This is a genomic window from Cupriavidus sp. PB-02 (assembly GCF_058252315.1).
In genome coordinates this window covers 20748-33271 of record NZ_CM177695.1, presented here as the reverse complement: position 1 = coordinate 33271, position 12524 = coordinate 20748, and the positions used below count along the sequence as shown (strand labels likewise).

At 69.1% G+C, this 12524-nt stretch carries 12 protein-coding genes; 8 read left to right on the top strand and 4 right to left on the bottom strand.

Features of this window, described 5'->3' with window-relative positions; translation table 11 throughout:
• Window positions 1-21: 21 nt before the first annotated feature.
• Genes AC10V3_RS20835 through AC10V3_RS20825 form a run of 3 tightly spaced genes read right to left on the bottom strand, consistent with a single transcriptional unit; the run spans window position 22 to window position 2577 of the window.
• Window positions 22-714: a phosphatase PAP2 family protein gene (locus tag AC10V3_RS20835; RefSeq protein ID WP_022537269.1), complete on the bottom strand. Its 693-nt coding sequence runs from the start codon at window positions 712-714 to the stop codon at window positions 22-24.
• Window positions 711-1934 carry a DegT/DnrJ/EryC1/StrS family aminotransferase gene (locus tag AC10V3_RS20830; RefSeq protein WP_022537268.1) on the bottom strand — a complete coding sequence of 408 codons (1224 nt, stop codon included), beginning with the start codon at window positions 1932-1934 and terminating at the stop codon, window positions 711-713. The genes AC10V3_RS20835 and AC10V3_RS20830 overlap by 4 nt, the downstream gene beginning before the upstream one ends.
• A 49-nt stretch (window positions 1935-1983) precedes the next feature.
• Window positions 1984-2577, bottom strand: coding sequence for a sugar transferase (locus AC10V3_RS20825; protein ID WP_022537267.1), 594 nt, complete (start codon window positions 2575-2577; stop codon window positions 1984-1986).
• Window positions 2578-3021: 444 nt separating this feature from the next.
• Here AC10V3_RS20825 and AC10V3_RS20820 point away from each other — a divergent pair, with 444 nt between their 5' ends.
• From AC10V3_RS20820 to AC10V3_RS20790, 7 genes are all read left to right on the top strand, one after another.
• A complete protein-coding gene (locus tag AC10V3_RS20820; RefSeq protein WP_022537266.1) occupies window positions 3022-5112 on the top strand; it encodes a polysaccharide biosynthesis protein in 2091 nt (696 codons plus the stop codon).
• Between the two features lie 188 nt (window positions 5113-5300).
• Entirely contained in the window at window positions 5301-5540 is a 240-nt protein-coding gene (locus AC10V3_RS20815; RefSeq protein WP_022537265.1) for an acyl carrier protein, read from the top strand.
• 8 nt (window positions 5541-5548) lie between these two features.
• Complete coding sequence (locus AC10V3_RS20810) at window positions 5549-6295, top strand: SDR family NAD(P)-dependent oxidoreductase (protein ID WP_022537264.1); 747 nt, start codon at window positions 5549-5551, stop codon at window positions 6293-6295.
• A complete protein-coding gene (locus AC10V3_RS20805; RefSeq protein WP_022537263.1) occupies window positions 6292-7683 on the top strand; it encodes an AMP-binding protein in 1392 nt (463 codons plus the stop codon). The genes AC10V3_RS20810 and AC10V3_RS20805 overlap by 4 nt, the downstream gene beginning before the upstream one ends.
• 46 nt (window positions 7684-7729) lie before the next feature.
• The gene (locus AC10V3_RS20800) at window positions 7730-8863 is read left to right on the top strand and encodes a LuxE/PaaK family acyltransferase (RefSeq protein WP_022537262.1); all 1134 of its coding nucleotides are present in this window, start codon (window positions 7730-7732) and stop codon (window positions 8861-8863) included.
• Complete coding sequence (locus AC10V3_RS20795; protein ID WP_022537261.1) at window positions 8860-10098, top strand: acyl-CoA reductase; 1239 nt, start codon at window positions 8860-8862, stop codon at window positions 10096-10098. The genes AC10V3_RS20800 and AC10V3_RS20795 overlap by 4 nt, the downstream gene beginning before the upstream one ends.
• A 34-nt stretch (window positions 10099-10132) precedes the next feature.
• Window positions 10133-10801 (top strand): acetyltransferase, encoded by a 669-nt coding sequence (locus AC10V3_RS20790; protein WP_022537260.1) that lies wholly within the window; start codon window positions 10133-10135, stop codon window positions 10799-10801.
• 79 nt (window positions 10802-10880) lie between these two features.
• Here the strand turns inward: AC10V3_RS20790 and AC10V3_RS20785 are convergent, their stop codons facing one another.
• The gene (locus tag AC10V3_RS20785; RefSeq protein ID WP_349605176.1) at window positions 10881-11015 is read right to left on the bottom strand and encodes a hypothetical protein; all 135 of its coding nucleotides are present in this window, start codon (window positions 11013-11015) and stop codon (window positions 10881-10883) included.
• A 303-nt stretch (window positions 11016-11318) separates the two neighbouring features.
• Here AC10V3_RS20785 and AC10V3_RS20780 point away from each other — a divergent pair, with 303 nt between their 5' ends.
• Complete coding sequence (locus AC10V3_RS20780) at window positions 11319-12503, top strand: polysaccharide biosynthesis/export family protein (protein WP_490923982.1); 1185 nt, start codon at window positions 11319-11321, stop codon at window positions 12501-12503.
• The last annotated feature ends 21 nt before the right edge of the window (window positions 12504-12524 follow it).

The window sequence follows — 12524 nt, the reverse complement described above, 5'->3', positions numbered from 1 at the left end:
CGGGAAGCCGCCGCGGCTTGTTCAGGTGGCGTGCCGCGACGCCTGCCGCCCCCGCGTCGACAGGCACGACCGCTTGCGCACGGTGACGCGGGTCTGGCCCGTCACCGGATCGGCATCGATCTGCCGGTAATGCCGCACCGTGCCATCCTGCCAGCGTGCCGCGTGCTCCCACATCGCGGCCTTGACCGGGTACAGCAGCCCGTGCGCATTGACAAAGACGAAGGCGCCGATGCCAAGCACCGCCACCAGCACGACCTGCGGCGCCGGCCCGCGGATACGGATACCAGCGTTCAGCCACGCCACCGCCAACCCCACCGCGCCGCCCAGCAAGGTCTCGGACAGCGTGTGGTAGTGGCCGGACACCAGTTTCAGCGCCATCGCCAGCGCCAGCGCCAGTCCCGCGAACCAGCCGATGCGTGCCACGCGCGGGCTCAGCGCCGAACCCAGCAGCATCAGCAGCACCGGGTACACCGCCGTGGTCAGCATGGCGTGGCCGCTGACGTCGTACAGGTCCAGCGCCGGCAGGTACCAGCCGCCAAAGTCAAAGGCCAGCTTGGCGCTACCCACCAGCGCCGCGCCGCAGCCGAACGACGCCAGCCACACCAGCGCGCGCCGCCATGCGCCAGCCGCCGCCAGCGCCAGCGCGATCGCCAACCCTACCGGCACCAGCCACGTGCTCTCTCCGAGCAGGATGAATGGCGGCCACTGCGTCATCGTTGCAGTGCGGCCGCTTCATCCAGCTCGACTTCGGTCGCGTGCTGCAGGGTCGCGCGGCGCATCACGTCGCACACGACCTGCGCCGTCTTGCCGATCTCCGCTTCAGTCAGCGTAGGGTGTACCAGAAACATCAGGCTGGTCTCGCCCAGCTGCCGCGCGGCCGGGAGGCGCACCGTCGGGCGCCAGCCGGTGCCGTCGAACGCCTTCTCGAGGTAGCACTCGGCGCAGCCGCCCGCATAGCAGGGCACGCCGGCGGCGTTGATCTCGGCCATGATGCGGTCGCGGCTCCAGCCTTCGGCCAGCCGCTCGGGGCGCACGAAGGCGTAGAACTTGTACCAGGCATGCTCGGCATGCGCCGGCGCCAGCGGCACGCGCAGCGCCTCGCATGCGGACAGCGCCTCGGCCAGCGCGGCGGCATGCTGTGCCCGCTGCCGGCTCCATGCCGGCAGGCGCGCCAGCTGGATGCGGCCGATCACGGCCTGCATCTCCAGCATGCGCCAGTTGGTGCCGAAGCTGTCGTGCAGCCAGCGAAAGCCGGGCGGATGCTCGCGCTCATAGACCGCCTCCCAGCTCTTGCCGTGGTCCTTGTATGACCACATGCGCAGCCACAGCTCGCGGTCGGCGGTGGTGACCATGCCGCCCTCGCCGCCGGTGGTCATGATCTTGTCCTGGCAGAACGACCAGCACCCGATATCGCCGATCGAGCCCACCGTGCGGCCGCGGTAGCGCGCGCCGTGCGCCTGCGCGCAGTCCTCGATCACCTTGAACCCGTGACGCCGCGCCAGCGCCATGATCGGGTCCATCTCGCACGGCAGGCCGCCCAGGTGCACGCAGATCACCGCGCGCGTGCGCGGGCTCAGCACGCGCTCGATGGTGGCGGCGCTCAGGTTGCCGCTGTCCGGGTCGACATCGGCGAACACCGGCACCGCGCCGGCATTGGCCACGCACGAAATGCTGGCGACAAAGGTGCGTGGCGTGACCACCACCTCATCGCCGGGTCCGATGCCCAGCGCCTTGAGCGCGACGTCCAGCGCGAGCGTGCCGTTGGCCAGCGCCACCGCATGCGGCACGCCGCACCAGGCGGCGAACTCCTGCTCGAATTCGCGGCATTGCGAACCGGTCCAGTAGTTCACGCGGTTGGACAGCAGCAGCCGGTGCACGGCATCGGCCTCTTCGGCGGTGAAGCTCGGCCAGGGCGAGAACGGGGTGTCTAGCATGGGCGTGATCGTTACCTTGGGATGAATGCAACGCGAGGGCGGGGCAGGCTCAGTTGCGGCTGCCGGTGAAAACGGTGGCTGACACTTCGCCGGCGGCGCTGATGCCATCGCGCTGCAGCACCGTGCGTACGGTCAGCCACAGGATGCGCAGGTCGAGCCATACCGACTGATGGTCGACATACCAGACGTCGAGCGCGAACTTGTCTTCCCAGCTGAGCGAGTTGCGGCCGTTGACCTGGGCCCAGCCGGTGATGCCGCTGGGCACGTCATGGCGGCGCGCCTGCTCGGGCGAATACAGCGGCAGGTATTCCATCATCAGCGGACGCGGTCCCACCAGGCTCATGTCGCCCTTGAGCACGCACCACAGCTCGGGCAGTTCATCGAGGCTGGTGCGGCGCAGGAGCCAGCCGAAGGGGGTGATGCGTTCATGGTCGGAGAGCAGCTCGCCATCCGGGCCGCGCGCGTCGGTCATGGTGCGGAACTTGAGCAGCTCGAACGGCTTGCCGTGCAGGCCTGGGCGTGTCTGGCGAAAGATGACGGGACCGCCCAGCTTGATGCGGACCATCACGGCGAGGACCAGCAGCGGCACGGCGAGCAACAGCAGCGCCAGCGACGCGAGGACAATATCGAGGATGCGCTTCATGATGTGATGGTTATGTGGCGGCAGGGACTTGCCGGGGGCCGCGAACGGGCCGGCATGGCGCGCTGCGCCTGGCTGGAAACGCCTTCATCTAATCAAAGTTCATCAGGCAAGTGAAGGCAGCCATGTGGCCTAGACCACCAGCAGGAAGGTGCGCGCAGTTGCCGGGCGAGGGCTTCCGTTTGCGTACGGCAGCGCACGCTGGCCAATTGCGCGCGCCAGGCAGAAAACAATAATGGCTGGCATGGAACACTATCTCGGAACATCGCGCCGTCACCGTGGCGCAGGCCTCCCACGGCGCCTGCACCTGGCGCGGCAAGGCATGCGCCGCGGCCATCCGCGCGCGCCGCTGGCAGGCATGGTTCGGGCAACGCTGTACGCTGGAACGGGGTCGCTGGCGGCGTCCGTCGCACCGCCGTCGCGCAGGCACGCAGGAGGGCCACGGCCATGAGCACCCCGCTGTTCCCGCTGTCGCAATGGCTGGTGTCGCTGCCGCGCCGGCGCAAGGTGGCGCTGATGGTGCTGGCCGACCTGGTGGCGCTGCCGCTGTGCTTCACGCTGGCGCTGTTTCTGCGCTCCGGCAACTTCGACCTGGTCACGCACTACGGCGTGACGCCCGCGGCGGTGATCGCGATCTGCACGATCCCGGTGTTCTCCTTCAGCGGGCTGTACCGCACCGTGGTGCGCTACTTCGACCTGAAGGTACTGTGGATCACAGGCACCAGCCTGGCCTGCCTGATCGGGCTGACCTACGGGCTGTCGTTCCTGGTCAACCTGGACCGGTTGCCGCGCACGGGCGTGCTGATCTACTGGTTTATCGCCTTCGCCTACGTGGTGGTGTCGCGCTTCGTGGCGCGCGCGCTGCTCAACCGCACGCAACAGCGGCGGCTGCCCGCGGACAGCCGCCCGGCGCTGCGCGTGGCGATCTTCGGCGCGGGCGATGCGGGCTTCCAGCTGGCCATCGCCATGCGGGCCAGCCTGAATCACAAGGCGGTGTGCTTCTTCGATGACGACATCACGCTCGACAAGAAGATCTTTGCCGACCTGCCGGTCTACCACAGCGACCAGATGCGCGAGCAGATCTACCAGCATGGCATCAACGAGGTGGTGCTGGCGATGCCCACGTTGTCGGTCGAGCGCCGGCGCATCATCGTCGACAAGCTGCACCGCTACGCGGTCAGCGTGCGCACGCTGCCGACGCTGCTGGAACTGGTGGACCGCAAGATCACCATGCAGTCGATCCGCGACATCAAGATCGAAGACCTGCTCGGGCGCGATATCGTGCCGCCGCGCGAGGAGCTGTTCGCCAAATGCACGCACCGCAAGGTGGTGCTGGTGACCGGCGCCGGCGGCTCGATCGGCAGCGAGCTGTGCCGTCAGATCGCAACGTGCGACCCGGCCCGCCTGATCCTGTTCGATCACTCCGAGTTTGCGCTCTACGTCGTGGAACAGGAACTGCGCCGCGGTTTCCCCGGGCTGGACCTGCAGGCGCGCATCGGCTCGGTGTGCGATGCGGAGGCCGTGGCCGCAGCCATGCGCGGGCAGCAGGTCGACACCATCTATCACGCGGCCGCCTACAAGCATGTGCCGCTGGTGGAAGGCAATATGTCCGAGGGCATCCGCAACAACGTGCTGGGCACGGTCAATATCGCCAACATGGCGGACCACTTCGGCGTGCGCACCTGCGTGCTGATCTCCACCGACAAGGCGGTGCGGCCCACCAACGTGATGGGCGCCAGCAAGCGCATCGCCGAGCTGGTGTTCCAGGCCGCCGCGGCGCGGTCCGGCACGCGCACCACCTTTGCCATGGTGCGCTTCGGCAACGTGCTGGGCTCGTCGGGATCGGTGGTGCCGTTGTTCCGCCGGCAGATCCGCGCGGGCGGCCCGATCACCATCACGCATCCGGACGTGATCCGCTTCTTCATGCTGATCCCCGAGGCGGCGCAGCTGGTGATCCAGGCCGGCGCGATGGCGCGCGGCGGCGAGGTGTTCGTGCTCGACATGGGCAAGCCGGTACGCATCGTCGACCTGGCGCGCTCCATGATCGAGATGTCGGGGCTGGTGGAGCGCACCCGCAAGAATCCCGCGGGCGATATCGAGATCAAGGTGGTGGGGCTGCGCCCCGGCGAGAAGCTGTACGAGGAGCTGCTGATCGGGGGCGACGTCACCCCCAGCGAGCATGAACGCATCATGTGTTCGCACGAGCCCTTCCTGGAGCAGACCGAGCTGGAACAGCGCCTGGCGCGCCTGTTTGCCGCGTGCGAGACGCGCGACGAGGTCAGCATCCAGACGCTGGTGCAGGCGGTCGTGCCGGAGTACGCGCCCTACACGTCGCTGGACAACCGCCCCGCCGCGCCCGCACGGGCGCAACCGGCAAGCCAGCAGCCCGCTGCGCAGCCCGAGAGCGTGCCGCCCGAAGGCGCGCGCCAGCCGCTGCAGGCCGCCATCCGCAAGATTGCTGGCGCGCCGCTGTTCCCGCCCGAAACCGACACCCAGCTGGAGCCGGCCAGCGCCGCGGCGCCCGGCAATTCGCCATGAGGACCTACGGCCTGCCGCACGGGCGCGCGCCGTGCACTTCAAACAGGCGTGCGAAACCGTACAGAGCACAACGCCGCACCGGCCTACGATGACGCGGTGCACACCAGAGGCGGGGCGGCGCGAGTCAGTCCCGCCTTTGCGTGGCGCCCGGCAACCGTCCCGTGCGTTCTCTACCTGAAGCCGACACCATGACCAACACTGCCAAACTGCACCGGGTTTTTGCCGACGTACTGTGCATCCAGGAAGACCGCGTGACCGACGACCTGACCTACAACACCATCCCCGAATGGGATTCGGTGGCGCACATGGCGCTGGTGGCCGAGATCGAGAACTTGTTCGAGATCATGATGGACACCGACGACATCGTCGACATGAGCTCGGTGGCCAAGGCCAAGGAAATTCTCGCGAAATACCGCGTCGTCCTGTGAGGTGCACCGTGCTGCTCGAAGACAAGATCGCACTGGTCACCGGCGCCACCCGCGGCATCGGCCTGGCCACCGCGAGGCTGTTCGCCGCCGAAGGCGCGCACGTATTCCTGTCGGGCCGCTCCGAGGAGCGCGTGGCGCAGCGCCGCGCGGAGCTGCTCGACGCCATGCCGGGCGCGAAGGTGACGCCGCTGGTGCTGGACGTCAGCCAGCCCGAGAGCGTGCGCAACGCGTTCCAGTCCGTGTTCCGGCAGGTCAAGCGCCTGGATGTGCTTGTGGCCAACGCCGGCGTGCTGGAGGACGCGCTGATCGGCATGGTGACCGAGCGCCAGATGCGCCATGTCTTCGACACCAATACCTTTGGCGTGCTGCATTGCGCGCAGTACGCCAGCCGCCTGATGGCGCGTGGCCAGGGTGGCAGCATCGTCAACCTGGCCTCGATCATGGGCACCAACGGCAATGCCGGCGAGGCGGTCTACGCCGCCAGCAAGGCCGCGGTGATCGGCATCACCAAGTCGCTGGCCAAAGAGCTGGCGCCGCAGAATATCCGCGTCAACGCGATCGCGCCCGGAGTGATAGACACCGACATGGCGCGTTCGGTCGGGCCCGAGTGCTTTGCGCGGGCCGTGGCCTCGGTCAAGATGGGCCGCGTGGGGCAGCCGCTGGACGTGGCGCGGGTCGCGGCGTTTCTCGCCTCGGACCTGTCGGCCTACGTCACCGGCCAGACCATCGGCGTGGATGGGGGGATGCTGGTTTGACCTTCGCTCATCGCCTGCAGGCATTCGGCAGCCAGACCGCGCTGGTGCTGCAAGACGGCACCCGGGTCAGCTATGCGGCACTGGCGCGCGAGGCCGATGTCACCTACACCGTCGCCGGCGCGCCGGCGCGGCGCCGCACGCTGGTTGCGATCGAATGCGCCAACAGCCTGCCGTCGCTGGCCGCCTACCTGGGCGCACTGCGTGCGGACATCCCGGCGCTGCTGGTGGATGCCGGACTCGACGTCGACCTGCGTGAAGCGCTCTACGCGCACTACGGCGTGGCGCATGTCCACACCGACGACGGCTGGCAGGCGCGCGCGCCCTCGTCGCCGCCGGTGCATCCGGACCTGGCGCTGCTGCTGTCGACCTCGGGCAGCACCGGCGCGCCCAAGCTGGTGCGGCTGAGCGCGCACAACCTGCAGGCCAACGCCAGCGCGATTGCCGGCTTCCTGGCGCTGGACGACAGCGAGCGCGCCATCACCTCGTTGCCGATGCACTATTCCTACGGCCTGTCGGTGATCAACAGCCACCTGCTGGTGGGCGCGACGCTGGTAATGACCGGCGCGCCCCTGACCGCGCGCGCATTCTGGGACCGCCTGCGCGAGCAGTCGGCCACCAGCCTGGCCGGGGTGCCGGCGCAATACGCGATCCTGCGCCAGCTGCGCTTCGAGCGCATGGCGCTGCCGTCGCTGCGCACGATGACGCAAGCCGGCGGGCGCCTGCCCGACGCGCTGCAGCGCTGGTTCGGCGAACTGGCGGCTGCGCGCGGCCAGCGCTTCTTCGTGATGTACGGACAGACCGAGGCCACCGCGCGCATCGCCTACGTGCCGCCCCACCGGCTGCTGGAGAAGATCGGCGCGATCGGCATCGCCATCCCCGGCGGCCGGCTGGAGCTGCGCCGCGAGGACGGCAGCCTCGCCAGCACGCCCGGCGAGAGCGGCGAGCTGTGCTACACCGGCCCCAACGTGATGCTGGGCTACGCTACCGAAGCCGCCGACCTGTGCGCGCCGGACCTGCAGCAGGGCTACCTGCGCACCGGCGACCTGGCGCGGCGCGACAGCGATGGCTACTTCCACGTGACCGGGCGGCTCAAGCGCTTTATCAAGGTATTCGGCAACCGCATCGGCATGGACGAGGTGGAGGCGCAGCTGCGCAACGAGCGCCATGACGTGGCCGTCACCGGGCGCGACGACCTGCTGGTGGTGGCGGTGCGCGGTGCCAACGCGGCCGCGCTGGACGAACTGGCCAACACCATCAGCAAGCGCTACCGGCTGCACCGCTCGGCCATCCGGGTGGTGGGCGTGCAGGCCTTCCCGATGTCCGGCGCGGGCAAGGTGCGCTATGCCGACCTACTGAGCGACGTGGTCCACGCACCAGCCGCAGGCTGACCCCAATCCAACGAGCCCGACGCTGCGCCCACAGGAGATCCACAGCATGGCAACCGAGCGCCCGTACTTCGACTGGCCGGTCTACGGCGTGCCGCACGCCGAGAAGTCAGCGCATCTGGGCATGCTGCTGAGCGCGCTGACCTGGCACCATGCCGAGCATTGCCCGCCCTACCGGCGCGTGCTGGAGGGGCGCGGCTACCACGGCGGCGAGCGCTTCGCGCTGGAGGAACTGCCGTTCCTGCCGGTGCGGCTGTTCAAGGAATATGAACTGCGCTCGGTCGGCGAAGCCGATGTGTTCAAGGTGCTGACTTCGTCGGGCACCACCTCGCAGCGCGTGTCGCGTATCGTGCTGGACCGCGCCACCGCCACCGCGCAGACGCGCGCGCTGGTGCTGATCGTGCAGCAGTTCCTGGGCAAGGCGCGCCTGCCGATGCTGGTGCTCGACCACCCCGCGGTGATCCGCAGCCGCGCCTCGTTCTCGGCGCGCGGCGCCGGCATCCTGGGCTTTTCCAGCTTTGGCCGCGACCACACCTATGCGCTGCGCGAGGCCGACATGGCGCCGGATCTCGGCGTGATCGCGGACTTCCTCGCACGCCACCGCGGCGAGCGCATCTTCCTGTTTGGCTTCACCTTCATGATCTGGCGGCACTTCCTGGCCGAGCTGGACCGGCAAGGCGCCGACCTGGACTTCGGCGAGGCGGTGCTGATCCACGGCGGCGGCTGGAAGAAGCTGCAGGACGAGGCGGTGGACGGCGCCACCTTCCGCCGGCGCCTGCGCGAGCGCTGCAATATCGGCGCGGTGCACGACTTCTACGGCATGGTCGAGCAGGTCGGCTCGATCTTCATGGAGTGCGAGCATGGCCGGCTGCATACGCCCGCCTTTGCCGACGTGCTGATCCGCAATGCGCGTGACTGGTCGGTGCAGCCGCCGGGCCGGCCCGGTGTGATCCAGGTGCTGTCGGCACTGCCGGGCAGCTATCCCGGCAACAGCCTGCTGACCGAGGATACCGGCACCTGCCTCGGCATCGACGACTGCCCGTGCGGGCGGCTGGGGCGCACCTTCCGCGTGCACGGCCGCATCCCGCGCGCCGAGCTGCGCGGCTGCAGCGACACCTATGCGGCCGGATTGCCGTCCATGGGCGCCAGCCATGGCGCCGTCACCGGGGGAGCCCGCGCATGAGCACCCTGGTCTTCCTCAATCCTGACGTCCCCGGCATCCCCGCGGCGGTCGCGCCCGAGGCGCTGGCCGGCGTGCCGGTGCTGCCGCCGTACAGCGACGCGGCGCTGGCGTTCGCCGCGGCCCTGTCCGAGGCGCTGCTGCATGCGCCGCAGGCGCGCGCGTATCCTGAGCTGACCGCGCTGGCCTTCTGGCTGCGCCGGGCCAACCTTACGCGGCTGCGCGACGACGTGCGCCAGCAGTGGCAGGCGCGCACCGATGCGCCGGTGATGGTGCCGCGCGGCACCGTGCTGCATATCGCGCCCGCCAATGTCGACACCATCTTCGTCTATTCATGGATGCTGGCGCTGCTCAGCGGCAACCGCAATATCGTGCGCGTGTCCACGCGCGAATCGCCGCAGGCGGCGCTCTTGGTCGACGCGGTGCGATGCCTGCTGGCCGAGCCCGCCCACCACGCCATCGCCCAGCGCACGCTGCTGGTGCGCTATGCCGCCGATGAGGCCGTGACCGCGCGGCTGTCGGCGGTGTGCGACGTGCGCGTGATCTGGGGCGGCGACGATACCGTGGCGGCGTTGCGCCGCATTGCGCTGCCGCCCACGGCCACGGAGATCTGCTTCCCGAACAAGTATTCGCTGGCGCTGGTGTCGGCCGCGGGCTGGCTGGCCGCGACGCCGGCGCGCCAGGACGAATTGGCGCACGCCTTCCACAATGACGCCTACTGGTTCGGCCAGATGGCGTGCTCTTCGCCGCGGCTGGTGCTGTGGATCGGCGAGCGCGGCGAGGCGCGCGAAGCCAGCCGCGACTTCTGGCAGCGGCTCGGCGACATCGTCGCGGCCAGGGCGCCGGCGCTGGGCGAAGCCGATTACGTCAACAAGCTGGTGGCGGCCGACGCGCTCGCGATCGAGACCCGTGCCGAAGCGCGCAACGAAGGCAGCAATGACCTGGTGCGCGTATGGCTGGACGAACCGGCGCTGCATGCCGCGCGCCATTGCGGCGCGGGGCTCTTCTTCGAATCGTCGATGCCGGCGCTGACGGACCTGCCCGCGCTGCTGGACCGCAGCGTGCAGACCGTCGCCTACGCCGGCTTCGATGCCGCCGAGCTGCGCCGCTTTATCGCGGCCAGCCTGCCTGGCGGCATCGACCGCATCGTGCCGTTCGGCAAGGCACTGGCGTTTGCGCCGGTGTGGGACGGCCTGGATCTGACCCGTGCATTCCTGCGCGAGGTCAGCGTGTACTGAAGTCGTCTCCAAGCGCCTCAGGCGCCAACCCATCATGCCGTTGCTGCATCCCGAACCCGTTTCTTCCGTCGTCATCGCCGGCGCCGGCGGCTTTGCGCTGGAGATCTTCGACTACCTGTACGAGGAGTCCCTGGCCGGCGGCCCCGCGGTGGCCGGCTTTATCGACGACGCCCCCGGCAAGGTGCCCGACGGCGTGCCGCTGCCGCACCTGTCGAGCGTGGCGGACTTTCGCGCGGCGCCCGGGCAGGTGGTGGTGGTGGCGATCGGCATGGTGCGCGCGCGGCGAGCGGTGAGCATGCGGCTGGCGGGCAACGGCGTGGCGCTGCCCGCGTATGTGCACGGCGCGGCCATCGTGTCGCGCCACGCGCGGCTGGGCACGGGCGTGCTGGTGTGCCCGCTCGGCATCATCAACCGCAACGCGATGATGGAAGACGGCACGCTTGCCGGCGTGCACTGCAGCGTCGGCCATGGCGCACGCGTGGGGGCGTACTCGATTCTTTCTCCGTTCGCGGCGCTCAACGGCGATGCTTCGGTCGGCGAGGGGTGCTTCCTCGGCACGCGCGCCACCATCTATCCGCGCATCCACATTGGCCGCGAGTGCGTGGTCGATTCGCATTGCGGCGTGCGCGCCAACGCACCGGAGCGGCAGATGATTTCCTCGCGCGGCACCTACCAGGTCAATCCGCTGCGCCTGCCCGCCTAGTGCCGGCGCGGCGTGCGTGGCAAGCGTGTGCATGCGGCGGGGCGCGCAGCCCCTCCCATGAACCGAACGCGATCGCAGTTCACTCGAGCCACCATGCAAACCAGAGTGCTGGCTCCGGTTCGATGACCTCATTGCAGCCATTGATGTCGGTGGCGACCACCGGCAGCCCCATCACGGCGCCCTGCAACTCGCGTCCCTGTTGGCGTGCGTGCACAGCCCCGCATGTTTGCGGCGTAGCGTCGGCAGCGCGGGCAGGGTCGTGTGGCCGCGTCATGGGGCCGTGCCATAGGGCCTCGCAGCACTCGGCCAGAAGGCCCTCATCCATCGGCGTGAGAGCAGGCTTTGCGCACCGCTGCGGCCCTGCGAGAGCTTGGCACAAGCGGGGTTTAAACCCATCCGATTGGGCCCGACGCAATGTGCGAGAGCGCACCGAAGCTAGACCTCCGGGTTCATACGATGAGCTCGGAAGGCATGGGCACGAGGCGCCATGTCGGCGTTGTCGACCGAGGAGACAGCCATGAGATCAGACCGGACAAGGGCCGCAAGCGGTCCGGAGGCAGCAGCACCGCAAGACAAGCACGGCGCCCGCGCGGCACGATCGCTCGGGGTGGCCGCCGCCACCCTGCTGCTTGCCGCCTGCGCCGCATCCCCCGGCATGTATTTCGAACCCAGCGGCAAGGTCAGCGCGGTGGGCGACGACGCGATCGCCACCACCACGCCGATCACGCTCGACCTGGTGCGCAAGCTGAAGGCCAAGCCAAAGGTGGATAACCTGGGCGTGGACGAACTGTACGCCAAGCCCCAGCCCTATCGCATCGGTCCGGGCGACATCATTTCGGTGGTGGTCTGGGACCACCCTGAGCTGGTGTTCCCCACGCAGACCTACAGCGTGGGCGCCACCTACGAGATCCCGCAGTCCACCGGCGGTTCCAACGTGCCGGGCTACGTGGTGAGCGCCTCGGGCGACATCCAGTTCCCGTATGCGGGCGTGATGAAGGTAGCGGGGAGCACCGCCAATGAAGTGCGCGACCGCATGGCCAAGGTGCTGTCGCGCGTGGTGCGCGATCCGCAGATGACGGTGCGCGTGCTGGGCTTCCGCAGCCAGCGCGTCTACGTCGACGGCGAAGTGAAGACGCCCGGCATGCAGGCCATCGACGATGCGCCGATGACGCTGGTCGAGGCGCTGAACCGCGCCGGCGGCGTGCTCAACACCACCGGCGACAACAGCCGCGTGCGCGTCACCCGCGGCGAGCGCTCCTGGCACGTGAACATGCCCGCGCTGCTGGCCAAGGGGGTCGATCCGTCACGCATCCTGCTGCGCTCGGGCGACATCGTGCGCGTCGAGCAGCGCGAGGACAACAAGATCTTCGTCACCGGCGAAGTGGTCAGGCCGACGTCGCTGCTGATGCGCAACGGCCGCATGACGCTGAACGAGGCGCTGGGCGATGCCGGCGGCGTGAACCCGAACTCGGCCAACGCCGAGCAGATCTTCGTGATCCGCAAGCAGCCCGACGGCGAGCCCAAGGTGTTCCACCTGGACGGCAATTCGCCGGTGGCGCTGGCGATCGCCGAAGGCTTCGAGCTCGAGCCCAAGGACGTGGTCTATGTCGATGCGCGCAACCTGGTGCGCTGGAGCCGGGTCATGAGCCTGCTGTTGCCGATCACGCAGCCCGCGATCAGCGCCGGCACGGGCTTCAGGTAAATCGAGCGGAAAAATCGAGCG

Coding starts and splice junctions, on each gene's coding strand:
- AC10V3_RS20815 (WP_022537265.1), top strand. CDS start 5,301: ATGACCAACACTGCCAAACTGCACCGGGTTTTTGCCGACGTACTGTGC.
- AC10V3_RS20790 (WP_022537260.1), top strand. CDS start 10,133: ATGCCGTTGCTGCATCCCGAACCCGTTTCTTCCGTCGTCATCGCCGGC.
- AC10V3_RS20795 (WP_022537261.1), top strand. CDS start 8,860: ATGAGCACCCTGGTCTTCCTCAATCCTGACGTCCCCGGCATCCCCGCG.
- AC10V3_RS20820 (WP_022537266.1), top strand. CDS start 3,022: ATGAGCACCCCGCTGTTCCCGCTGTCGCAATGGCTGGTGTCGCTGCCG.
- AC10V3_RS20800 (WP_022537262.1), top strand. CDS start 7,730: ATGGCAACCGAGCGCCCGTACTTCGACTGGCCGGTCTACGGCGTGCCG.
- AC10V3_RS20825 (WP_022537267.1), bottom strand. CDS start 2,577: ATGAAGCGCATCCTCGATATTGTCCTCGCGTCGCTGGCGCTGCTGTTG.
- AC10V3_RS20830 (WP_022537268.1), bottom strand. CDS start 1,934: ATGCTAGACACCCCGTTCTCGCCCTGGCCGAGCTTCACCGCCGAAGAG.
- AC10V3_RS20780 (WP_490923982.1), top strand. CDS start 11,319: ATGAGATCAGACCGGACAAGGGCCGCAAGCGGTCCGGAGGCAGCAGCA.
- AC10V3_RS20835 (WP_022537269.1), bottom strand. CDS start 714: ATGACGCAGTGGCCGCCATTCATCCTGCTCGGAGAGAGCACGTGGCTG.